Here is a 23,813-nt window from a genome sequence, read left to right as displayed (position 1 = left end):
TTTCAACCGCCGTCTGCATCTGGGTAATTGCTCTCTTCAACCCGCGGAGGCGGGTTTTGTTTGTGTAGGCGCGGTTTTAACCGCCGTCTGCATCTGGGTAATTGCTCTCTTCAACCCGCCTCCGCGGACATCGCTTGTGTCGCCGCGGTTTCAACCGCCGTCTGCATCTGGGGATTTAAAAAACCTCCGCACCCTCCAACTTCTTCATAGTTTCAACCTTAGCCCTCGCCGCTTCCCCGCAAGTCTTCGGAGTCGGAAACATCTTTCCAGGATTCGCCAAACCTTTCGGATTAAAGACGTGACGCACCCACTGCATCGTCTCCAAATCTACCTCCGAAAACATATCCGGCATAAAACACTTCTTATCAGCACCAATCCCGTGTTCCCCCGAAAGACTGCCGCCAACTTTCACGCACAGCCTGAGAATTTCCCCGCCCAATTCTTCCACCTTTTCCAGCGCACCTTTTACCGAATTATCGTACAGAATCAGCGGGTGCAAATTCCCATCTCCCGCATGAAATACATTCGCAATTCGGTAGCCGTATTTCTCGCTCAAACCCTCAATTTCTTTCAAAACATAAGCCATTTGCGTGCGCGGAATTACCCCATCTTGCACGTAATAATCAGGACTGAGATGACCCGCCGCCGCAAAAGCAGCTTTCCGCCCTTTCCAAATTTTCATCCGCGTTTCCGGATCGTGAGCCGTGGTGATATTTCGCGCTCCATTCTGCTTGCAAATATCAGAAATTCGCTGTTTATTTGTAGCAACTTCCACTTCTAAACCGTCGATTTCTACGAGCAGAATTGCTGCCGCATCGCGCGGATAACAACCAGTTGCTACGACATCTTCCACAGCATTAATGCTGATATTGTCCATGATTTCCATGCCGCCGGGAATAATCCCAGCACTGATAATATCGGAAACCGATTCGCCCGCTGCTTCTATGCTAGGAAAATCTGCCAACAGAACGCAAATAGATTCCGGCGCTTTCAGGATTCGCAAAGTAACTTCTGTGGCGATGCCTAAAGTGCCTTCGGAACCGACAAATACACCAGTTAAATCGTAACCTGGCATTTCGGGAATTTCGCCGCCGACATCGACAATTGAACCGTCGGGAATTACCAATTTCAATCCTAAAACGTGATTGGTTGTCACGCCATATTTGAGGCAGTGTACGCCACCAGAATTTTCGGCAACGTTGCCGCCAATCGAACAAATAATTTGACTGGAAGGATCGGGCGCGTAGTAAAAACCTGCGCCGCTAACTGCTTGCGTTACCCAGTTATTAATTACTCCCGGTTGTACGACTACTTGCTGATTTTCTAAGTCAACTTTCAGGATTTTTCGCATCAGGGCTGTGACAATCAGCACGCAGTTTTCTACAGGTAAAGCGCCGCCGGAAAGCCCGGTTCCTGCGCCTCTAGCTACCCAGGGAATGGAATTGCGATCGCAGATTTTGACCACATTTGCCACTTCCTCGGTAGTTCGCGGCAATACCACCAGGGCGGGGCGCTGGCGGTAGCTAGCAAGTCCATCGCACTCGTAGACAATCAATTCTTCACGGCGCTGCACTACGCCGTTTTTGCCGACTACAGCCTCAAATTCTTTAATAACGGGTTTCCAGTTGCGATCGGTTGCTACGGCTATCATTAGTAACTTATTTTTAAGGGTTGCAATACTGACACTGACCGGGATCGGCAGTCTCTCGACCGTCGGGAAACAGTTCTTCTTTAGTATAACCGCAGTTTTTGCATTGATAAATAGTCGATCGCACTAGCTGAGTCGGAAAATAGCAAAGTCCGCAGGGCAACCCCATTTTCCTCTGGGAAATCTCAAATCCCGGCCAACCGCACTCCGGGCACAATTGCTTAAATTTTTTAACTAAATCGAGAGTTGCATTTTCGATGTTTTTCATCCGAGTGGGATTGTACATCGCCCGCATATCTGTTTCGACGTGAACTTTGCCAGTTGAGGATTTTGTTAAGCCTGCTGTCACCGCATCAAAAAGTTGTTTTTCTGTCACAATGCCCTTAACAATTTCACCCTTACCGAGTGCAGCATCGCCAACTACAACAACCAGTCCGTGTTCGGGAAATCCAACTTTTTGGGCAAAATCCTCGGCTTCTTCTATACTTGCAACTAACTGGTGACTGTAATTAGTTTCCAATGACAAAGATTCGCCGACAAGTTCGATATTGTTAGCTCTATCTAATAAAATTACAATTTCTCTGTTGGCTGGCAGATACGGCATCATTGGGTGAGGGCCAAAAGTACCTTCGCTCGCAAATGCTAGAGTTTCGCCCGCAACTTCTAAAGCTTTTTCTGCTTTCTGGCGAGCCGCTTCTATTTGAGTACCTAAACGCTTAACTTCTCTAGTGAACGTGCCGAATGCGTCAGTATCAAAATTCGCAGGTACGCTAATTATAACGCCTAATTCTCGTTCCAAAATGGGAGCCATCACCCGTTCTTTTTGGTGCATAGTAGCAAGAACTGCGGTGCGATATCTCAATAATTGAAGTAGATTCATAGACTCAGAGGACAGAGACATATTGCAGCATTATTTCATAACAGAGGACTCACATACACCCTGCGACCTAAATTATCAATTCAGCACTCAATTATCAATCTTATACCATCTCAACTGTTGCTACAACATAATTTTTGAGTTGGTTTGCTCAATTTGCGATGGCATAGGTGCGTCGCAATGAGACGATCGATTTTATACTAGGGATTTTTAATTGCGAGGCACCCTACCGCTAAAATTATTCAATCTTCAATCTTCAATCTCAAATCTCAAATCTCAAATCGTGTTAATTGCCGCCAGTAACTCCCCCAGCCTGACCTCTGAGTACAAAAATTACTCCCGTCATAATTAGCCCCACGCCTACCAACCGCAGCGGTGGCAAAGGCTCGCCAAATACAATTTTGCCACCCAAAACAGTAAACAAGTAACTAATTGACAGTAAAGGCGAGACTATGCTAATGTTGGCGCGAGACAAAACTACGATAAAGCCGATCGAAGAAACTGCATACAAACACAGGCCTCCAACTATCAAAGGCTGAGTTGCCATTGCGATAACTTTTTCAACTAAATTAGCAGCGCCAATCGGCCCTAATATTTTCGCTCCTGCTTTCAGACTAAATTGACCCACAACACTGCACAAAATAGCAGCGAGCAAAACTAGAAAAACGCTTCTACTCATAAGTTAAGTAACCTAGTATTACAGCAAAAATTGCCATCCCCAAAAACCGGAAAAACTTTACTTAAGTTTTGTTGAGTTTTCTTCACCACTAATAATTTAAGCATAGATACTGGAACAGTAAGTATTGTCGATCGCCAGTAACGCCTGGAACAAACATATGGCAGAACAGACCAACACCAGCGAGGAATACAGTCTCGAACTCTCGATACTCATGCCCTGCCTCAACGAGGCAGAAACTTTAGAAATCTGTATCGAGAAGGCACAGAAGTCCCTGCGCGAACTTAATATTGCCGGCGAGGTCATCATAGCAGACAACGGCAGCACTGACGGTTCTCAAGATATCGCCACCCGATTGGGGGCCCGAGTCGTACCCGTAGCAGCCAAAGGCTACGGCAGCGCCCTAATGGGAGGCATCGTAGCCGCGCGCGGAGTTTATATTATCATGGGCGACGCTGACGACAGCTACGACTTTTCGCACCTCGGCGCCTTTGTCGAAAAATTGCGGGGAGGCTGCGATTTAGTCATGGGAAACCGCTTTCAAGGGGGCATCAAACCAGGGGCCATGCCGCCGCTGCACAAATATTTAGGAAATCCGGTGCTGACATGGGTTGGGCGGTTATTCTTTTCAAGTCCCGCCGGCGACTTTCACTGCGGGCTCAGAGGTTTCAGGAGAGACTCAATTTTGAAACTCGACTTGCAAACAACCGGTATGGAATTTGCCAGCGAAATGGTCGTCAAAGCCTCGCTGTACAAGTTGGCAATCACTGAAGTCCCAACCGTACTCTCTCCCGACGGCCGCAGCCGCCCGCCACACCTGCGAACTTGGCGAGATGGCTGGCGGCACCTCCGATTTTTGCTGCTGTACAGTCCCCGGTGGCTGTTTCTGTATCCCGGTACGGGGCTGATGATGTTGGGTTTAATAGTTGGCATTTGGCTGTTGCCCGGTACTCAAAAAATCGGGAGCATCAGCTTTGATGTACATACGCTATTGTATGCTGCGATCGCAATTATCGTCGGTTTTCAAGCCGTAACATTCGCTTTCTTCACCAAAATTTTCGCCATCAGCGAGAAACTGTTGCCGCAAGACCCCAAACTCAACAAAATATTTCGCTATGTCACCCTAGAGACAGGATTGATCGTGGGAATCACGCTAATATTAATCGGAATAATTGGCTCGTTCTTGTCATTAACTATCTGGAGCAAAACAGATTTCGGTTCTCTAGACTCCTCTAAAACTCTCCGTTTAGTTATTCCCTCCCTCACGTGCCTGACAGTAGGTTTGCAGATGGTTCTGTCTAGCTTTTTTCTCAGCGTTCTGAGCTTAAAACGTAGGTAAAATAATTCAACCTCAAATCTTATTACAATTGTCAGCAAAGATAATTTGAACCAGCCCAAAAACAGATACAGGCTGTCGGCGCATGGAGTGGATATCCCCAGACTTTAGACCAAATTTCAAGCTACCCAATTCATCTGTGGAGTAAATCTAAAATCTAAAATTTAAAATTCAGAATCGACAGACTTGTCCAAATGCTGCGTTAAAGCGGTCAGGAACAATCAGACTTCACCCATCTAATCTGTACATCGAAAACCTCAAATCCTATGACAGTAACTGAAAACAATTCCAGCGAGTATATCGGCCCCAAGCTAGGTGGTTTCGCCACTAAACTATCTTGGTACGCCCGCCAAAAAATGTTTGATTTGCTCCTGGGATTAGCCAATCCCAGCGACGACACAACCGTCCTGGATGTAGGAGTAACTTCCGACCGTCGCGAAGATTGCAATTTCTTTGAAAAACTCTATCCATACCCCCATAAAATAACCGCAGTCGGCATGGAAGATGCTGCCTTTTTAGAAGAAGAATATCCCGGTTTAACATACGTCCGTTCCGACGGGTTGACTTTACCATTTCCCGACAAAAGTTTTGATTTAGTCGTGAGTTTTGCCGTAATCGAACACGTCGGCAATAGGACTCAGCAAAAAGCTTTTGTTCGGGAACTTTGCCGAGTCGGCAAAACTTGTTGCATCACCACTCCCAACCGCTGGTATCCCGTAGAATTCCACACTGCTGTTCCCCTAATTCATTGGTTTCCCCCTTCTTGGTTTCGAGCTTTGTTGAGATTGCTCGGCAAAAACTTCTTTGCCAAAGAGGAGAATCTCAACCTATTATCCGAGAAAGATGTGTTAAAGATGCTCCCAGCAGATGCTCAAGTTTCTACCAGACATTTTCGGCTTCTCGGTTTGATATCCAATCTGCTCTTTTATGTTAAAAATCCCCTTTGATTAGATAAGGATCGCGAATTAAATAACTTACAATTTTAATTGTTATTGTGGGATGGGCGTCCCGCCCATCCCACAAACTTGTGTAAATTATTTAATTTGCGATCCTTATTTAATTCTCATTCCTAAGACTCGGCGGTTGAAACCGCTACTACACAAACGAAGTCCGCCTCCGCGGACTAAAGAGTAAAGTTATTGTAGGGTGTGCAATGCGTACCTTACTGCTATGAGTAGCGTATCATGTAAGACTTTTTTCAGCTTGCTTTGATTCTAGCAACTGTTCAGAACTACAAACCCATAGAGATGGCTTTAGTTCCCAAATCTAACACAAAATTTTCTCCGTCTTCATAAAGTTTTTTGCGACTTTTTGCAAGTTGCCGCACGTTATCGCGAAAATCGTGAGAGAGTTTTGCTTGCAGTCGAAACCAAGATGACAATCCAGGCCCCGAAGTATCTACATCTGCGGGATGATTGAGACTCCAAGACGAATAAGCTATGTATCGAATAGATTTTGAAACTAAATAGTTTGCTAAGGCTTCAGGGCCTTTGAATACAGGCATACCGGGTGGCAAACTTGCTCCCCCCGGCCAGTCTGCTAGGAAAATTTGATTGCGTTTGAAGTCGAGGATAAAAGGTGCATCTAGTCTGGTCAAAACTGTTTCTCCCTGTGGCACAGACTCCTGTATTGCTACGTACTGCGACTTTTGCTTTGCTGTAACTAATGATGGATTTGTCAGCCCAAATTCTATATTTTTTACATAAGCTGAGTAAGTCTGTTTAGTGATAGCCCAGTTATAGCTAATTGCCAACCCCGCACAAAATACAGCAGCAATAAAAAAGTTGGCTGCTCCGTTTTTGTTTAATGCTCCAGTGTCGGTCATTGCTACCGCGATCAATATTAAAATTGCTGGGAAAAGGTGAGAAAACGAATAGCGAAAAGGGTCGGCATTTTCGGTAATTACACCTACAGCAATTGTCGCCAATCCCGCTGCAATTGTCATTGATAAAACTGCTTGGCGGTTCGAGAACGAAGGTTCTTCGGGTAAATTGCCAAACTTCCATGGTCGGATGCTCAAGCTCAAACAGCCGAGAAATATCAGTATAAAAACATAAATACCTTGGAATGCTCTCATGGCGCTTTTCGCAGTTCCTAATAACGTCGAACCTGATTTGAAGGTAATGCCGTAGGCGGAGGCGTGATAGCCTTTTCCCAAAAGAGGATACAATAGAGTGCCTGAGGATTGATACATTGAAATCATCCAAGGCAGTAGAAATACTCCCACTAATACTGTTGTCAATACCAATTCAAATAAAACTTTTTGTTTGGATTCGGAGCTAATTAAATAGCAAATATAGCTGGTGGCAAATAGAAAGACACAGGCGGGTATTAGCGATGATTTTAAAGCACAAATAGCCGCTGCAATTAAAGCTAATATACAAGCATTTGCCGCCCAATGGTTGCGTTCTATCTCTTTACTGTCAAGCGTCCTGAACAAACTTACAAATAAAGCGACTGGCAGCATGAGACTTGTAGTGTTGGCTTTGGGAAGTGGAATCAAAAGCAAGAATAAAATAGTGAAGACGATTCGTTTGGTTGAAACTTTATTTTCTTTGAAAAATCCTAGGATTAGTCCGACAGTAATTATCAGGGGCAAAGCGGGGTCGATGAGGTTGAGATTAGTGTCGGAAAGTCCGCTTAAAATCAATGCTTGGAGAAATGACTGCCCACCTAAAGATACTATTCTTCGTTCGCTAAAAGGGTCTGAACCCATCGAACCGAGTTGCAGCATTTTGTGGGGAAATACTAAGTAACCGTGGTAGTCGTCGCTAGTATTAAATCCGTCAGCATAGACCATATTTGCAAAGTTGTGTCTACCTGTATAAAGCCATCCGGCGTATTGAATTAAAATTAGTAGACTAACTATGGCAATGGCTGCTAAGATGACTTTATCTTTGCGGCATTCTTGAAATAAGTGCCAGATATTATTAATAATTAATTGTCTGTGATTTATTAAATCTACTAGACAGTAAATGAGTCCCAAACCTAAAAAAAATAGAATTGTGGTTTGGGAAATAGTCCAGGTTGCATTTAAGATGCCGCCAATTAGAACGCTAAAAGCTAGACCCCAAGCGGCTCTTTGTCCCCAGTCAATTCGCTGGTTGGGAAACAGGATGTGGTTGAGGACTTTTCCCCAACCTATGAGGGATAGTAGCAGGCAAATACCGTAGAAAAATGAGATGAGGTATGACATCATTGCTGTAGGAGTTGTATCTATTAAATAGTTAACTTTTTAGTTGATTAGTTGTCAAGTGTCGGCTATTTTTATAGGGAGGGTTTTCGATTATACAATAGAGGGTGGTTTTCGTCAATTTATTGTTGATTGTTTATATTAATTAATGGCGATAGAAAAGGCTGTTAATGGCTTGGGAATTTATTTTTTAGTGAGAGATGGGGAAGCAAAGATCGATCGCACGCTCGAACACAAAAAGATCGATCGCCCAGCAATATGTTCTTTCCTGCGATGGAGGGAAAGGTTAGCGGGGCGATCGGCATTCTACAGACATCGTGTCTGTACAGACAGCAAAAAGGCAGGCTACCGGAAATCGGCCCAGCCTTTGTACTGTCGCATTTTGTCGGGAATCTATTGCAGAAGTGCGATCGAGGGTGCATCGCAGTTCATCTCCAGGTATTCGGCTGCGATCGCGAATCCCGAAACCAAAATTCCCAAATTCTGCCTTCGGAGAGAGTCGAAGCTCAAAATTAAACAAGTGTGGCTACAGCTTATCAATGACCTAACATTAAATTTTATCAAAGATTCTGGTACGTTTCCGAATTTTTCATGTATCGTTACAATATGCTCATCTGCCATATCTAAAAAAAATTTAATGAGGTAAAAGCCATGATCGCAAGTTGCTTGATTCCGTTTACGCTCTGCTTGCTCGCTGGACTCGTGACTGCTGGGACTGACAAGAGAACGCTAGACGGGATTCCGGCTCCCATAGCTGCAATTATTGGGGTGTGTTCGTTAATTTGGTTTTTTGCGGTCTGTCCTTGGCCTGTTGAACTCGCTCTAGTGTTGGTGGTGCTGGTTTTTGGCAAAGCTTATTTGCAAGATATCTTGAAAGTCGGTTGAATTCTGAGGGCTAGCGCTCCTAGATTTGGGCTTGCGCGACGATCGATCGTTGGGTGCTTCTATTTTCTTCAAAAATTTTCGATTGTGGCGATGGTTTCCGTTGTGTTCTGCGAGCAAACCGCCACGGCCAAAGCAACCGCAGCATTGGTATTTTTATTTAGGAATGATAATTAAATAACTTACAATCTTTATTGTTATTGTGGGATGGGCGTCCCGCCCATCCCACAAACTTGTGGAAGTTATTTAATTCTCATTTCCTAGCTAGGGCTTGCAATTCAAGTCTCAGGTGGTGCCTCGATCGCAGATAATATAAGGTGCGCTTGCGGCGCACCCTAGAGATCGAGCAAGTAAAATGGCGATCTGTTAAATTGGCAAGCGATTGATATCTTTATTAGAACCAATTACTACCATCACCTCGCCGTTTTTCAAGCGTTCGTTTGGCTGGGGATTGATCTCGAACTTGTCGGCGCGACCGACTGCGAGCAAGTTCAAACCGTACCGGCGCCGGAGATCCAAATCCGCAATGGTTTTACCGTCAAATTTTTCAGGAACGAGCAACTCAACAATGCTGTGATTTGGGTCGAGGTCAAAGCGTTCTAAAATGCTGGGTTGTGTAAGAATGCGGGCTAAAGAGCAGCCCATTTCTCGTTCGGGAAAAACTACATGATCGGCGCCGACTTTTTTCAACAGTTTTAAGTGAGTTTCCGAGGAAGCTTTGGCGATGACGTGAGTTACCCCGCCTTCCTTGAGGTTGAGGGTGGTGGTAATGCTTTCGGCGAGGTAATTGCCGATCGCCACAATCACTGTTTCAAATTCAAATATACCGGCTTCCTGTAGAGCGCTAGGCTCTGTAGAATCTAACTGCAAAACGTGAGCCGAAATGCGATCGCTCAAAGCTTGAGTTACTTTTTTTTCGTCGGTGTCAACTCCCAGGACTTCGTAACCCAAGCCGTGGAGAGTCGAGCACACAGCTCTGCCGAAACGTCCCAAACCAATAACTGCAAACTGCTTGTTTTCCGCGCGCAAACTGCGGAAAAATCTTAAAGATGAAAGGTTCACGCTCATATTCAGCGCTGAAGGTCTGGATATTCAAATTTTAGCATAGACAGCGCTGCCTCCTTTTGATTTTTGAGTAAATAGTAAAAGTTGATTTGGGTTGTGATATCGTTTCCGGTTGCATCGGAATTATATATTTGAATCGTTGAGCGTGCGAGCGTCTCGCTCGCGGCCTGAATCGCGAGCGAGACGCTCGCACTACATAATTCCGATGCAACGGGATTTGATATGACCCATTGTTTAGATTATCAGAAACGAGGCAGGATTTTGCTATCCGACTAACAAACTTTCCTCAGCATACTTAAAAGTTCTGGGTTTGGGGTCGCCGAATGCGGCACTCATCAGCAGCAGCACGCCAACCCGACCTATGTACATTGTCGCAATCAAAATTAATTTGCCGATCGCCGAAATCTTGGCTGTAATCCCTGTGGAAAGGCCAACTGTACCAAAAGCTGACACGGCCTCAAACAGCACTTGGATAAATTCTAGTTCGGGATTGGTCAGTTCAATTAAAATTGCAGATGAGAAGGCGACTAACAGCGAGCCGAAGACTACGCTAATGGTTTTCAGAATCAGGGCTGCTGGGATTTGACGCTGATAGGACTGCACCTGTTCCTGACCTTCGAGAACTGCTGCGGTACAGCTAAACAATATCCTAAAAGTTGTGGTTTTGATGCCGCCGCCGGTGCTACCGGGACTGGCGCCGACAAACATCAGCGCGATGGTCAAAAATAGCGCGGCTTCGCTCATTTTTCCAATGTCAATTGTATTAAATCCTGCCGTGCGGGGCGTCACAGATTGAAACCAAGCTGCCATCACCTTTTGAGGAAAATTTAGAGGCCCGAAAGTTCCTGGGTTGTTGTATTCCAGCACTAAATATGCTAGGGTTCCTAAAATTAAAAGGACAGCAGTTGTACTGGTAACGACTTTGAAATTCAGGGAAAAAACTGTGCAGATGGGGCTTTTGTTGAAGCGATCGCGCAGCCACAGGTACATTTCCATAATTACTTGATAGCCGATGCCCCCAAATACGATCAATCCGGTGACTGTGAAGTTAATCACAGGCGAATTGACGTAGCGGATTAAATTATCTGAATAGATGCTAAATCCGGCGTTATTAAAAGAATTCACACTGTGAAAAATAGCAGACCAGAGACCGTCTTTAAATCCGTATTCTGGGACAAAAACTAACATCAGCAAAAACACTCCAGTCAATTCAAACAAAGCGGTTGTTGCTAGAATTGACTGCACGAGTTGTAATACTCCGGCTAGTCCCGATTTGTCAAGTGATTGTTGCAGGGCAATTTTGTCTTTTAAACCAAAGCGGCGGCCCAATAGCAGCAGTAAGAAAGTTGTGGCTGTCATGTAGCCTAAGCCTCCTATTTGCACCAGTAACACGAGGCACAGTTGCCCCCAAAAAGAGTAATATTTTCCGACATCTACAACCGACAACCCTGTGACGCAGACAGCGGAAGTAGAGGTAAAGAGTGCTGTGATTGGATCGCTCCAAGTTCCATCAATTGTGGAAAATGGCATCATTAGTAGTAGAGCACCTGCGGTAATGACGGCGATGAATCCTAAACAAATAGTTCGCGAGACAGTCATTCGATTTTAGATTTTAGATTTTAGATTTTAGATTGGGGATTTTGAGATTTTGAGATTTTGGGATTTGGGATTTGGGATTTGGGATTTGGGATTTGGGATTTTAGAGGGAACCCACAAATCGATTTTAGATTTTTGATTTGGGATTTTAAAGGGAACTCACAAATCGATCGCCTGGCCCGAAATCAGGATATCTCTGCGAGTGCGAGTGCCGGCTGTCGATCGCACTTTCGCCGCCAAGTTCGATGACAACAACAGGACAATCACGGTAGAATTCCTGTAACAACTTGCGATCGTGCGATGACATCAACACTTTACCAGCAAATTCAGCAACTCTACGACGCTTCTAGCGGTTTGTGGGAGCAGGTGTGGGGCGAACATATGCACCACGGTTACTACGGCCCGGATGGAAACTTAAAGAAAGAGCGCCGACAGGCTCAGATAGATTTGATCGAGGAACTGCTCTCCTGGGCCCGAGTGCCGACAGCCGGAGCGCTATCAGAACCTTACCGCATTCTGGATGTCGGTTGCGGCATTGGTGGGAGCACGTTGTATTTGACCGAAAAGTTTGGTTCGATCGCGCAAAATAATTTAAAGTCGGATGATGGGGTCGATCGCGATTTTAGTCGATCGTCGGAACCAAATCAAAAGGGCGATCGGGTGACAGCCACCGGCATTACGCTGAGTCCGGTACAGGCAAACAGAGCAAAGGAACGCGCTAAAATTGCTGGACTGGAAAGCAATGTTAACTTTTTAGTAGCAGATGCTTTAAATATGCCTTTTCCTGATGAGTCCTTCGACTTGGTTTGGTCGCTCGAAAGTGGGGAACATATGCCCGACAAAATTAAGTTTTTAGAGGAATGCTGCCGCGTGCTCAAGCCGGGAGGAACTTTGATTTTGGCAACTTGGTGTCACCGCCCGCTGGGAGAAACAGCGGGAGAATTGACTGATGCAGAGAGGAAGGAATTGGCAGAAATTTACCGAGTTTATGCTTTGCCTTATGTGATTTCTTTGCCGGAATATGAGGAGATTGTCCGCAGTTTGCCTCTGACAAGTATTCGCAGTGCTGATTGGTCAAAAGCTGTGGCTCCTTTTTGGGATGTGGTGATCGATTCTGCTTTGACTCCGAGCGCGATTTGGGGTTTGTTGACGAGCGGTTGGACGACTATTCAAGCTGCACTTGCTCTGGGGTTGATGAGTCGGGGATATGAGAGCGGATTGATTCGTTTCGGGCTGATTTGTGCTGTAAAATAAATGGAACAGTTGACAGTTGACAGTTGACAGTTGACAGTTGACAGTTGACCGAAGGAAGAAGGAAGTTCGGCAACGGATGTAACGGATGTAACGGATAGAAGGAAGAGGGAAGAAGGAAGGAAGAAGGAAGAGTTGACAGTTGACCGAAGAAATGAAGTAAAAAGGAAGAAAGAAGGAAGGAATGAAGGAAGAAGGAATGAAGAAGTTCGGTTGATGATATTTCTGGCGGCAAGTTCAATCAAGTAAGGTGGACAATTTCCATCTTACTTAATATTATTTTTTGGTGCGTTTGTAGGATTTATGAGCAACGATTCGATTGGTAAGTCTTGGATTGATGAAAATGGCTCGGCTCCGCAAAGCTGGGTGAGCGCTTTTTGGGAGTTTTCTCGGCCGCATACGATTATCGGCACTACCTTGAGTGTACTGGCTTTGTATGCGATCGCCCAAAGCACTCGATTATTTGTGAATCCTATACTTCTGCCGCTAGCTTTTGCTTGGTTGGCTTGCATTTGCGGCAATATTTATATTGTGGGATTGAACCAGTTAGAAGATGTTGAAATTGATAAGATAAATAAGCCGTATTTGCCGATCGCCTCGGGAGCGTTTTCTCGCAAAACTGGGGAGTTGATTGTAATTGCAACGGGAATTATAGCGGTTGTGACTGCTGTTTTGCAAGGCCCGTTTTTGCTGGCTACAGTTGGCGTTAGTTTGGCGATTGGGACTGCTTATTCTCTGCCACCAATTCGGTTGAAGCGGTTTCCTTTTTGGGCGGCGCTGTGCATTTTTACGGTGCGCGGGGCGATCGTCAATTTAGGGCTGTTTCTACACTTTAATTGGGTTTTGGGTTTGGGAAGGGCGAAAAGCGTTTTTACGGGCTGGAGCTTAAATAGTCTGTCTTTGGCGATTCCGGCGGAAGTTTGGGTGCTGACGGTTTTTGTGATCGTGTTTACTTTTGCGATCGCCATTTTCAAAGATATCCCTGACATGGAGGGCGACAAGCAATACAATATTACTACGTTGACGATCGAGTTGGGCAAGCAGGCTGTGTTTAATTTATCTCGCTGGGTGTTGACGGTTTGCTATTTGGGCGCGACTTTGGCGGGAGCAGTCGTGTTGTCTAATGTTAATTTAGTGTTTTTGGCGGTTGCTCATTTGGTGGCTTTGGGTTTGATGTGGTTTTGGAGTGTCAAAGTTGATTTGGACGAGCAGAAAGAAATTGCTGATTTTTATCAGTTTATTTGGAAGTTGTTTTTCTTAGAATATTTGATTTTTCCCGCAGCTTGTTTGTTGGGATGAAGGCAGTTGGCAGTTGGCAGTTGGCAGTTGGCGGTTATTGTTATAGTAAAAAACAACAAACAACAAACAACAAATAACAAACAACAAATAACAAACAACAAATAACAAACAACACAGACAACTATGGCTTCTAAGAAAAAAATCCAAAAATCTGCCGTCAAAATGCGTGGTGAAGATTCTTTGAATATAGCTTGGGAATATCATCAAGCGGGGCGTTTGTTAGAAGCTGAAAATTTGTACCGGCAAATTGTGGAAGCGCAGCCGGAGTCAGCAAATGTGTTGTGTTTGTTGGGAATTGCAGTCAGACAGCAGGGAAAAGTGGCTGAGGCGATCGACTTTTACGATCGCGCGATCGCCCAAAACCCCGATTTTGTAGAGGCACATTTAAACAAAGCCCATGTTTTGATGGATGTCGGCGCTACTCAAAGGGCGATCGCCAGTTACGAACAAGTCATCCAACTTTCACCAAATACCGCACTAGCATACAATAATTTGGGCTGGCTCAAACAGCACTTGGGCGAAATAGACTCGGCAATTTCATATTATCAAACAGCGCTCCAGCTCGACCCAAACTTGCTGGAAACTGCACACAATTTAGCAGGCTTATTAAAAGACAAAAATCAATTAAATGAGGCAGTTGCCTGTTACCTGCACGCTTTAAAAATTAATCCAAAATTGACATATTCTCTAATCGGATTGGGAAGAATTTTTCAGCAGCAAGGTAAATTGCCCGAAGCTTTCGACTGCTACCAGCAAGCTATAGCATTAGAACCTAACAATCCCGAAGCTCAAAACAATGTCGGAGCATTTTACCACGAACAAGGCAATACTAAAGCAGCAATTTCCCACTACCGACAAGCATTAAAACTTAAGCCGGACTTCGTGGATGCTATTAACAACCTCGCCCACGCTTTGGTCGATTTAGGAGAATTTCAAGAAGCTTTTGCTTGTCACCATCGAGCCTTGGAATTGCAGCCAGACAACGCCATCGCACACCTGGAATTAGCCTTGACTTTGCTATTGTTTGGAGATTTCCAGCGCGGTTTTGCTGAATATGAGTGGCGGTGGCGCACTTCGCAAGTAGAGGCGAGACAATTTCCACAGCCGCTTTGGGATGGTGCGGATTTGCAGGGGAAAACTATTTTACTCCACCTTGAGCAAGGCTTCGGCGATTCGATTCAGTTTATTCGCTACGCGCCGATGCTTCGGAGCCGAGGTGCTAAAGTTATCGTGGCTTGCTATCCAGATTTGATGCGGTTGTTTGCGACTGTTGTCGGGATTGAATATTTATCAGTTTGTTTTGAGGATTTGCCAGCATTTGACTTTCACGCACCGCTGATGAGTTTGCCGAGGATTGTGGGGACAACTCTGGAAACAATTCCCGCAAATGTTCCTTATTTAGCTCCGCCTGCTGAGTGCAGTTTTGCACTTGCTTCTGATGCAAAGTTAAAGGTGGGGATTGTTTGGGCGGGAAGTCCGCAGCGCCGTAAAGATAATCAACGTTCTTGTAGTTTAAGCGATTTTATGCAATTCTTGGATGTTCCGGGAATTGCTTTTTATAGTTTACAAAAAAACTTGTCGGAGTGCGATCGCACTTTGTTGCACCAGCATCTAGTCCCGGATTTGAGCGCGCATCTGAACGACTTTGCTGATACGGCTTCTGCTATATCTCAATTGGATTTAGTGATTACTGTCGATACTTCTGTGGCACACTTGGCTGGTGCTTTGGGTAAACCGGTTTGGGTGCTGCTGTCTTTTGCTCCTGACTGGCGCTGGCTGCTGGATCGCGAAGACAATCCTTGGTATCCAACTGCAAGGCTTTTCCGCCAAAGTCAGCCGGAAAGTTGGCAAGAATTGTTTCAGGATGTGCAGGCGGCTTTGAGTTTATTTGCGATCGCAAATTCTGCTACTTCTGCTGAGGATGCTGCCAAAAATCTACCTCTGGAAATGACAGGCGCTAGCTTGGTTGAGGAAAACAAACAAATATTTGTGACTGCGGGCGAAGCTTTAGGAAATGACTCAGCAGCCAAGCATTTGCAGGGAATTGAGATATCTGTTGTCGCAACGGGCGACGAAAATTCGGCTGTTTTAGATGATTTATTGCAACAAGCAGAACATTTAATGGAAACAGGCGATAAGCTAGAGGCGATCGCCCTTTACGAACAAATTATATCTCTCGCTCCCAATTGTTTCCAAGCGCGCATTAATTATGGTTTTCTCAAACACGAAAATGGGGAATTAGATGCAGCTATTCCCCATTACCAAGAAGCTTTAGCGCTCGCTCCCAATATTCCTCAAACAGCTTACAACTTGGCAAAGATTTTTGAGGAACAAGGTAAAGTGGAACAGGCGATCGCACATTACGAACAAGCTCTGGCTGCTGAACCGGATTTCGTGCCCGCACTGATTAATTTAGCGGTGGCGCTGCAAGAAAAGGGCGAACTGTTAAGGGCGCTCGATTTGTACCGCCGAGCGCTGGAAATTCAACCCCATAGCTGGGAAGCTTACAACAATTTGGCAACTGTTTTGCAAGAACAGGGCAATTTAGAAGAGGCGCTGGAGTATTATCACAAAGCGTTGGAATTGCTGCCGGATTTTGTGGAAGCTATCAACAATTTAGGCAGGACTTTTCTGGAAAAAGGCGCGGTTGAAGATGCGATCGCCTGCTACAGACGGGCGATTCATTTGAATCCGGATCATGCTAGCGCTCACCTGAATTTGTCCTTGGCTTTGCTGTTGGCGGGAGATTTTGCAAATGGCCTCGCCGAATACGAGTGGCGCTGGCAGATTAAAGAATTTAAAACAGGCCATTCCTGTTATTTGACGGCGCCGGGAAATACGCTTTCGGCGAGAGAATACCGGCCGCTGTGGGATGGTTCCAATTTGCAGGGAAAGACTGTTTTGCTGCACGCGGAACAAGGTTTAGGCGATTCGCTTCAGTTTATTCGCTACGTTGAGATTGTCAAAAATCGAGGCGGTAGGGTAATTGTTGATTGTTACCCGCAATTGCGCCGTTTGTTTGCCATGGTTGATGGCATTGATTTGCTGATAGTTAGAGGTGAACCGCTGCCGGAATTTGACGTGCAAGTGCCGATGTTGAGTTTACCCTATGTTCTCGGTACAAGGCTAGAAACAATTCCGGCAACTACTGCTTATTTGTCTCCCCCTGCGGATGCTGAATTTGCGCTTTTGCCCGATCGCAATTTGAAAGTTGGGATTGTCTGGGCGGGGAATCCCAAACACCGCAAAAATATGCAGCGTTCTTGCGGTTTAAGTCAGTTTCTGCCGCTTTTGGACGTTTCGGGGGTAACTTTTTACAGCTTGCAGAAGGAGGTTTTAGAGGCCGATCGCGCGCTGTTGAATGGAACGCCGATCGTCGATTTGAGCCCGCATTTTGGTGATTTGGCTGATACTGCTGCTGCGATCGCCAAACTGGATTTAGTAATTACTGTCGATACGGCTGTCGCCCATTTGGCGGGGGCTTTGGGCAAACCGGTGTGGGTTTTGCTGGCGTTTTCCCCGGATTGGCGGTGGTTGTTGGAGCGCGAAGACAGTCCTTGGTATCCCAGTGCAAGGCTGTTTCGGCAACGGGAAAGGGGAGGCTGGGAGGGTGTTTTCGCTAGGGTGGCGGAGGCTCTAGGCGCTGTTTCTGCTGGATTTGTGCCGTCGGAGGCGGCGGATGCAGAGTTGCGGTTGGGCCGAGATTTGCAACAGCAGGGCAATTTGGGCGGTGCGATCGAGTGTTACCAGCGGGCGATCGCGATCGATCCGAATTATGCAGCAGCCCACAGCAATTTAGGTGTTGTCAAACAGCAAAGCGGGCGGTTAACAGAGGCGATCGCGCATTACCGACAAGCCCTAGAAATAGACCCGAATTTGGCTGAAACTGCGAGCAATTTGGGCAGCGCGCTGGCGGAAGCAGGGGAGAATGAAGGTGCGATCGCCCAATACCAGCGGGCGCTGTCTTTGAACCCGAATTGCGCGGAAGCGCTGGTTAATTTGGGCCTGCTGCGGGAAGAGCAAGGGGATGTGGGGGAGGCTGTCAGGTTGTACGAGCAAGCGATTCAAGTCAATCCTGATTGTGCTGTGGCTTATTTGAATTTGGGCATTGCTTTGGAGGAACGAGGAGAGGAAACGGGCGCGAATTACGATCGCGCGATCGCAAATTACGAACGGGCGATCGCTCTCGAACCCAATTATGTAGACGCCTTGCACAACTTAGGATACGCCTCGATCCGACAGGGCAGAATTGCAGATGCGATCGCCTATTACGATCGCGCTATGGCGGTGCAACCAGATTTAGCCGAAACTCTGATCGGTTTGGGGAGTTCCCTGCAACAGCAAGATAAGTTAGATGAGGCTCTAGCCGTTTGCCAGCAAGCGATTCAGCAGTTACCAGCCAATGCTGAGGCTCGCTGCAATCTGGGAATTGTGCTGCACAAACAGGGCAAAATTGCAGGTGCGATCGCCTGTTACCAGCAAGCTTTGAGCCTGCAACCCGACTTTCCCGAAGCTTTGAACAATCTGGGTAAAGCTTTTGAGGAAGCCGGAAATATGGCAGAGGCGATCGATTGTTACCGTAGGGCGATCGAGTTGAAACCGGGTAATATGAATCCCCTCAACGGTTTGGGGAAAGTGTTGCACCAAGGCGGCCAATTTGCGGATGCTGTCACCTGCTACAGTCAAGCAGTTCAATTCAATGCGACTAACCCAGAATCTCACCTAAATTTAGGTTTGGCTTTGCTGCTGTCTGGAGAGTTGCAGCGCGGTTTTTCCGAGTACGAATGGCGGCTCCTAATTAAAGAAAAAGAGTTTCCGTGCCACAACTTTATTCAGCCGATTTGGGACGGCAAAGATTTGGAGGGAAAAACTATTTTGCTTTGCCCGGAACAGGGTTTGGGCGATGCAATTCAGTTTATCCGCTACGCAGATTTAGTCAAGCAAAAAGGCGGCAAGGTAATTGTTTGGTGTTTGCCGCACTTGCAGCGGTTGTTTGCCCAAGTTTCGGGAATCGATGAGTTAATAATTAATCCCGACGATGCGCCTGATTTTCAAGTTCATACGCGGTTAATGAGTTTGCCGCACATTCTGGGAACAACTTTAGATACTATACCAGCTAATGTTCCTTATTTAGCTCCACCACCCGGTTTGGAATGCGCTCTTCCGAACACTCCTAATTTGAAAGTAGGGATTGTGTGGTCTGGAAATACTCAACATTCACAAAATAAGGTACGATCGTTCCCGCTAGATTTGTTGGCAAAACTGTTAGAGATTCCCGGAGCAGATTTTTACAATTTGCAAAAGCAAATGACAGCAGACGAGCGTGCTTGGTTAGATCGAATGCCCGTCACAGATTTAAGCTCTAATTTGCACGATATGGCAGTTACTGCTGCGGTAATCTCGGCTCTGGATTTAGTCATTTCGGTAGATACTTCTGTAGCGCATTTGGCGGGTGCTTTGGGCAAACCCGTGTGGATTTTGCTGTGTTTTGTGCCGGATTGGCGGTGGATGTTGGAGCGCGAAGATAGTCCTTGGTATCCGACGGCGCGCTTGTTTCGCCAGTCAGCAGCGGGGGATTGGGAGGGAGTTTTAGATCGGGCTACTTTGGCGCTTGAAGCAAAAATTCATGAGCATCAGGAAGCTCGACAACCAATAGAAATTCAGTCTAATATTGAGTTAGCTAAGAAACAATTCGATCGCGCAAATCTGCTGAAATCCCAAGGAAGGCTTGCCGAGGCGATCGCATATTTCAAAAATGCTTTAGTTTTGCAGCCAGATTCCATCGAGTCCGCTACTAATTTAGCCGTTACGCTGCACCAAACAGGCGATTTAGCCGAAGCTGCCAACTATTATCAGCGCGCGATCGAAATTGACCCGAACTGCGCCCAAGCGCAAAATAACTTGGGTATTTTGCTGCAAGATCGGGGAAATATCGCCGAGGCTGTAATTTGCTTTCAAAAGGCGATCGCCCTAAATCCCGTTTATGTCAAAGCCCTGAACAATCTCGGCGCGACTCTCCAGCAGCAGGGCGAGATTCAAAGTGCGATCGTCTATTTTCAGCAAGCACTTTCCCTCAATGCCAATTACGTACCCGCCCTCGTAAATTTGGGCGTGGCGATGCAAGCAAAATGTCAGCCAGCGGAGGCCGGGCGGCTTTACCAGCGTGCAATTGAAGCAGAACCGAACAATTCTAAAGGACACTATCACCTGGGAAATTCATGTTTGGCTGCGGGCAAAATAGAGCAGGCAATTTCTAGCTTTGAGGTAGCAATATCTTTGCAGCCAAATTATGTAGAAGCCCTGACTAATTTAGGCAGTGCCGTGGAACTATTGGGAGACGTAAATCGGGCAATTTCATGTTACAATCAAGCTCTCGCAGTAGCTCCAGACTGTGTTAAAGCTCACTTCAATTTAGGCTTAGTCTTGCTGTTGACAGGTGACTTGCCGCGCGGCTTAGCAGAATACGAGTGGCGGTGGCACACAGATCAGGCGAAAAAATTGCCGCGGTTGAATTTTGACAAGCCAGTTTGGGACGGTTCAGATTTGAACGGACAAACTATTTTACTCCGCTGCGAACAAGGTTTGGGCGACGCAATTCAATTTGTCCGCTACGCCACAATTGTCCAGCAAAAGGGCGGCAAAGTCATTATATCTTGCTATCAAGAACTGAAGCGTTTATTTAAGCAGATTCCTGGTATCGAACAAGTGGCGGTGCGGGTGGAAGAATTGCCCGATTTTCAAGTGCAAGCACCGCTGATGAGTTTGCCGCACATTCTCGGAACAACTTTAGACAATATACCCGCCAATGTTCCTTATTTAGCGGCGCCGCCGAATTGGCAATTTTCGCTAAATTGCGATCGCAATTTCAAAGTAGGGATTGTCTGGGCGGGAAGTTCGGAACATTTGAAGGATTTTGTGCGATCGAGCGATTTCAGCTATTTCTTGAAATTCTTAGATATTCCCGGTGTCAGTTTTTACAGTCTGCAAAAAGAAGTGTCGGCGGATGACATGACTTTGTTAACTCAAACTTCTGTCATAGATTTGAGCGACAATTTGAACGATTTTGCCGATACTGCGGCGGTGATATCGCAACTAGATTTAGTTATTTGCGTCGATACCGCTGTGGCGCACTTAGCCGGTGCGTTGGGCAAACCTGTCTGGATTTTGCTCTCATTTATGCCCGATTGGCGGTGGCTGCTGACACGGGAAGACAGCCCTTGGTATCCCACTGCGCGGTTGTTTCGGCAGTCAAAACCTGGTGATTGGGATGGCGTGGGCGATCGCATAAAAGTCGCTTTACAAGAGTTAATTCCCACTCCCACTGAGGCTAAATCATCATCAAGTGCGATCGCAGAAATAGACGTACAGTTTCACATAGCAAAGGCATTACAAAAACAAGGTAACAAAGCAGCCGCAGCCGCGCGCTACCAACAAGTAATCGCCGCCTCGCCCAACCACGCCGAAGCCCACACTTATTTAGGTTATCTCAAACAGGAAAACGGACAAATAGCCGAGGCAGTTTCGCACTACCAGCAAGCACTAGCAATCAATCCCAACCAGGGCAAAACGAACTTATATTTAGGTTATGCCCTGGAATCACAAGGAAGAGTTGCGGAGGCGATCGACTGCTATACTAAAGCAATTCAACTATCTCCAGAATCTCCAGACTTGCGTTTAAGACTAGCATTTGCTTTGCTGTTGACTGGCAATTTCCAGCCTGGTTTTGCCGAGTACGAATCGCGCTGGCACACTCAAGAATTAGAACAACAATATACCAATTACCCGCTTTGGGATGGTTCAGATTTGCAGGGGAAAACAATTTTATTGCATCCAGAACAAGGTTTTGGCGATGCGATTCATTTTATCCGCTACGCACCTTTAGTCAAGCAAAAAGGCGGCAAAGTTATGGTTGCTTGTCATAAATCGCTGAAGCGTTTGTTTGAAAAAGTGGCAGGCGTAGATAATGTAGTCACAAACCCGCAGAATTTGCTAGATTTTCAAGTGCAAGCGCCGCTGCTAAGTTTGCCGCGAATTCTGGGGACGACTTTGGAAAACATACCTGCAAATATTCCTTATTTAGCTGCGCCCGATGATTGTAAAATTTCCCTAGGATCGAACAATAAACTAAAAGTAGGTATTGTGTGGGCGGGCGGGCCACTGCACCGCAAAAATCACGAGCGATCCTGTAAGTTGAGTGAGTTTTTGAAGTTTTTAGATGTTCCGGGCGCGAGTTTTTACAGCCTTCAGAAAGATTTGTCGGCGGGCGATTTAACTTTATTGAATCAACAGCAAATCCCCAATTTAAGCGAACATTGCCTCGATTTTGCCGACACCGCAGCGATTATTTCACAACTGGATTTAGTAATTTGTGTTGATACTGCGATCGCCCACTTAGCCGGTGCGTTGGGCAAACCTGTCTGGATTTTGCTCTCCTTTATGCCCGATTGGCGGTGGATGCTGACACGGGAAGACAGCCCTTGGTATCCCACTGCGCGGTTGTTTAGGCAGTCACAGGCGGGTGATTGGGATGCCGTGGGCGATCGTATAAAAGCAGCCCTAGAACAGCTAATTACCCGTTTCCAGGCTCTACCTACTAACGCATATCCAGAGGCTCAAACTGAAAATCCCCTCTCACAAACTCCGCTACAAATAATAGAAAATACTCATTCCCAGACTCTACCTGGTAATATATATCCAGAAGTTCTTCCTCAAAATATCCCCCCAGAAACCCCGCCACAAATAACAGGAATCGGCATCAGTTGGCCAGTCAGCATCACCAGCGGCTGGGGCATTTACGGCATGAATTTAACACTGCAACTGCTGCGAAATCCCGCCTGGGAAGTTGCACTTTTAGTACCGCCGTCCATCACCTCAGAATCCATCAATCCGCTGCACAAATCACTCTTGTCACCCGCAGTAGAAAAGCAGAAACAATTTCAGGAATTAGTAACAGCAAATTCCGACAAACAAATCAGTTGTAACTTTCCTGTACTTTACGCTTTGGGGAATAACTTAGCATCCTCGGGAGTTGAAAATCACCTAATCAGCCCTTGTCAAGTAGGAGTCATCTTTTTTGAAGACACCCGCATTACCGCAGCAGCCCTAGAAACAGCCAAAAAATATCGCGCCATTGTCGCCGGCTCCCACTGGAATGCCGATGTTTTGAGAAGCTGCGGCTTGACTAACGTCGCGATGGTAAATCAAGGAATTGACCCCACAATTTTCCATCCTGCACCTAAATCTAACTTATTTGGCGATCGCTTCGTCATCTTCTCCGGCGGCAAACTCGAATATCGCAAAGGGCAAGACATTGTAATCGCCGCTTTCAAACGATTTCGCGCCAAACATCCAGAAGCTTTACTACTAACAACATGGCACAACTTCTGGCCTCAGTATATGCTAGGAATCGAACAAACCGGAAATGTTGCGGGACTTCCCAATATCAACCGCGACGGAAGTTTAGGAATTTCGCAATGGTTGGCGGCTAACGGCTTACAAGTTGAATCTTTTATCGACATCGGTTTAATTCCCAATCACCTCGCCGGACAAATATTGCGAGAAGCCGACTGCGCTGTTTTCACCAATCGCTGCGAAGGCGGCACTAATTTAGTCGCAATGGAAAGTATGGCTTGCGGAATTCCTACTATTTTATCAGCAAATACCGGACATTTAGACTTAATTTATAGCAATATTTGCTATCCTTTGTCGCATCAAGGACGAGTTAAACCGACTGCTCATTTTCCTGGTGTAGAAGGTTGGGGAGAGTCTGATGTTGAGGAAGTTGTCGAGGCTTTAGAGCAAGTTTATACTAATCGCGAAGAAGCGAAACGTCGCGGTTTAGCAGCGGCGAATTTTATGCTCGATTGGACTTGGGAAAAACAAGTTAAACGCTTTTTGAATATTATTGGCGGGCTATATACATAATTCCCGTAGGGGCGGGTTCACCAACAATAATCGCCCCAAAACTAACAATTTCAAAAACCCGCCCTC

Annotated in this window: 14 protein-coding genes; 7 read left to right on the top strand and 7 right to left on the bottom strand. The window is 46.1% G+C overall.

Translation table 11 applies throughout. From position 1 onward, the window contains the following. Positions 1 to 175: 175 nt before the first annotated feature. The 3 genes from glcD to JGK22_RS15700 all read right to left on the bottom strand — a co-directional run bounded on the left by glcD (position 176) and on the right by JGK22_RS15700 (position 3,204). A complete protein-coding gene (glcD, locus tag JGK22_RS15710) occupies positions 176 to 1,651 on the bottom strand; it encodes a glycolate oxidase subunit GlcD (protein WP_293181779.1) in 1,476 nt (491 codons plus the stop codon). 13 nt (positions 1,652 to 1,664) lie between these two features. Next, positions 1,665 to 2,528 carry a DUF6671 family protein gene (locus JGK22_RS15705; RefSeq protein WP_293181781.1) on the bottom strand — a complete coding sequence of 288 codons (864 nt, stop codon included), beginning with the start codon at positions 2,526 to 2,528 and terminating at the stop codon, positions 1,665 to 1,667. Positions 2,529 to 2,811: 283 nt separating this feature from the next. After that, on the bottom strand, positions 2,812 to 3,204 hold the full coding sequence (locus JGK22_RS15700; RefSeq protein ID WP_293150051.1) for a transporter: 393 nt from the start codon (positions 3,202 to 3,204) through the stop codon (positions 2,812 to 2,814). A gap of 157 nt (positions 3,205 to 3,361) precedes the next feature. Here JGK22_RS15700 and JGK22_RS15695 point away from each other — a divergent pair, with 157 nt between their 5' ends. Both JGK22_RS15695 and JGK22_RS15690 read left to right on the top strand, forming a co-directional pair. Then, positions 3,362 to 4,540 (top strand): glycosyltransferase family 2 protein, encoded by a 1,179-nt coding sequence (locus tag JGK22_RS15695; protein WP_293181783.1) that lies wholly within the window; start codon positions 3,362 to 3,364, stop codon positions 4,538 to 4,540. 263 nt (positions 4,541 to 4,803) lie between these two features. Continuing rightward, on the top strand, positions 4,804 to 5,484 hold the full coding sequence (locus JGK22_RS15690) for a class I SAM-dependent methyltransferase (protein WP_293181785.1): 681 nt from the start codon (positions 4,804 to 4,806) through the stop codon (positions 5,482 to 5,484). Positions 5,485 to 5,768: 284 nt separating this feature from the next. On the opposite strand, the gene JGK22_RS15685 is transcribed toward JGK22_RS15690, so the two are convergent. After that, positions 5,769 to 7,736: a hypothetical protein gene (locus JGK22_RS15685; protein WP_293313150.1), complete on the bottom strand. Its 1,968-nt coding sequence runs from the start codon at positions 7,734 to 7,736 to the stop codon at positions 5,769 to 5,771. 252 nt (positions 7,737 to 7,988) lie between these two features. On the opposite strand from JGK22_RS15685, the gene JGK22_RS15680 reads away from it, so the two are divergent. Continuing rightward, positions 7,989 to 8,246 carry a hypothetical protein gene (locus JGK22_RS15680; RefSeq protein ID WP_293181789.1) on the top strand — a complete coding sequence of 86 codons (258 nt, stop codon included), beginning with the start codon at positions 7,989 to 7,991 and terminating at the stop codon, positions 8,244 to 8,246. Positions 8,247 to 8,381: 135 nt separating this feature from the next. Then, positions 8,382 to 8,615, top strand: coding sequence for a hypothetical protein (locus JGK22_RS15675; RefSeq protein WP_293151796.1), 234 nt, complete (start codon positions 8,382 to 8,384; stop codon positions 8,613 to 8,615). Between the two features lie 363 nt (positions 8,616 to 8,978). Here the strand turns inward: JGK22_RS15675 and JGK22_RS15670 are convergent, their stop codons facing one another. The 3 genes from JGK22_RS15670 to JGK22_RS15660 all read right to left on the bottom strand — a co-directional run bounded on the left by JGK22_RS15670 (position 8,979) and on the right by JGK22_RS15660 (position 11,580). Next, positions 8,979 to 9,674, bottom strand: coding sequence for a TrkA family potassium uptake protein (locus JGK22_RS15670; protein ID WP_293181801.1), 696 nt, complete (start codon positions 9,672 to 9,674; stop codon positions 8,979 to 8,981). A gap of 267 nt (positions 9,675 to 9,941) precedes the next feature. Further along, positions 9,942 to 11,276, bottom strand: coding sequence for a TrkH family potassium uptake protein (locus JGK22_RS15665; RefSeq protein WP_293218229.1), 1,335 nt, complete (start codon positions 11,274 to 11,276; stop codon positions 9,942 to 9,944). Positions 11,277 to 11,421: 145 nt separating this feature from the next. Beyond that, positions 11,422 to 11,580, bottom strand: coding sequence for a hypothetical protein (locus JGK22_RS15660; protein ID WP_293181793.1), 159 nt, complete (start codon positions 11,578 to 11,580; stop codon positions 11,422 to 11,424). Between JGK22_RS15660 and JGK22_RS15655 the strand changes: the two genes are divergently transcribed. From JGK22_RS15655 to JGK22_RS15645, 3 genes are all read left to right on the top strand, one after another. Beyond that, on the top strand, positions 11,574 to 12,527 hold the full coding sequence (locus tag JGK22_RS15655; RefSeq protein WP_293191414.1) for a methyltransferase domain-containing protein: 954 nt from the start codon (positions 11,574 to 11,576) through the stop codon (positions 12,525 to 12,527). The genes JGK22_RS15660 and JGK22_RS15655 overlap by 7 nt on opposite strands. Before the next feature lie 300 nt (positions 12,528 to 12,827). Next, entirely contained in the window at positions 12,828 to 13,823 is a 996-nt protein-coding gene (locus JGK22_RS15650) for a homogentisate phytyltransferase (protein WP_293313148.1), read from the top strand. Between the two features lie 123 nt (positions 13,824 to 13,946). Further along, positions 13,947 to 23,747 (top strand): tetratricopeptide repeat protein, encoded by a 9,801-nt coding sequence (locus JGK22_RS15645; protein ID WP_293313146.1) that lies wholly within the window; start codon positions 13,947 to 13,949, stop codon positions 23,745 to 23,747. Positions 23,748 to 23,813: the final 66 nt, after the last annotated feature.

It is taken from the genome of Microcoleus sp. PH2017_08_TRC_O_A, assembly GCF_020738665.1.
Lineage (GTDB): Bacteria > Cyanobacteriota > Cyanobacteriia > Cyanobacteriales > Microcoleaceae > Microcoleus.
Note: the sequence above shows the minus strand (reverse complement) of the source record. Positions and strands in the feature narration are given on the sequence as shown.

Bases quoted from the DNA above. Each gene is read 5' to 3' on its own strand.
- JGK22_RS15650 (WP_293313148.1), top strand. From the start codon at position 12,828: ATGAGCAACGATTCGATTGGTAAGTCTTGGATTGATGAAAATGGCTCG.
- JGK22_RS15675 (WP_293151796.1), top strand. From the start codon at position 8,382: ATGATCGCAAGTTGCTTGATTCCGTTTACGCTCTGCTTGCTCGCTGGA.
- JGK22_RS15700 (WP_293150051.1), bottom strand. From the start codon at position 3,204: ATGAGTAGAAGCGTTTTTCTAGTTTTGCTCGCTGCTATTTTGTGCAGT.
- JGK22_RS15655 (WP_293191414.1), top strand. From the start codon at position 11,574: ATGACATCAACACTTTACCAGCAAATTCAGCAACTCTACGACGCTTCT.
- JGK22_RS15705 (WP_293181781.1), bottom strand. From the start codon at position 2,528: ATGAATCTACTTCAATTATTGAGATATCGCACCGCAGTTCTTGCTACT.
- JGK22_RS15690 (WP_293181785.1), top strand. From the start codon at position 4,804: ATGACAGTAACTGAAAACAATTCCAGCGAGTATATCGGCCCCAAGCTA.
- JGK22_RS15660 (WP_293181793.1), bottom strand. From the start codon at position 11,580: ATGTCATCGCACGATCGCAAGTTGTTACAGGAATTCTACCGTGATTGT.
- JGK22_RS15695 (WP_293181783.1), top strand. From the start codon at position 3,362: ATGGCAGAACAGACCAACACCAGCGAGGAATACAGTCTCGAACTCTCG.
- JGK22_RS15685 (WP_293313150.1), bottom strand. From the start codon at position 7,736: ATGATGTCATACCTCATCTCATTTTTCTACGGTATTTGCCTGCTACTA.
- glcD (WP_293181779.1), bottom strand. From the start codon at position 1,651: ATGATAGCCGTAGCAACCGATCGCAACTGGAAACCCGTTATTAAAGAA.
- JGK22_RS15680 (WP_293181789.1), top strand. From the start codon at position 7,989: ATGTTCTTTCCTGCGATGGAGGGAAAGGTTAGCGGGGCGATCGGCATT.
- JGK22_RS15665 (WP_293218229.1), bottom strand. From the start codon at position 11,276: ATGACTGTCTCGCGAACTATTTGTTTAGGATTCATCGCCGTCATTACC.
- JGK22_RS15645 (WP_293313146.1), top strand. From the start codon at position 13,947: ATGGCTTCTAAGAAAAAAATCCAAAAATCTGCCGTCAAAATGCGTGGT.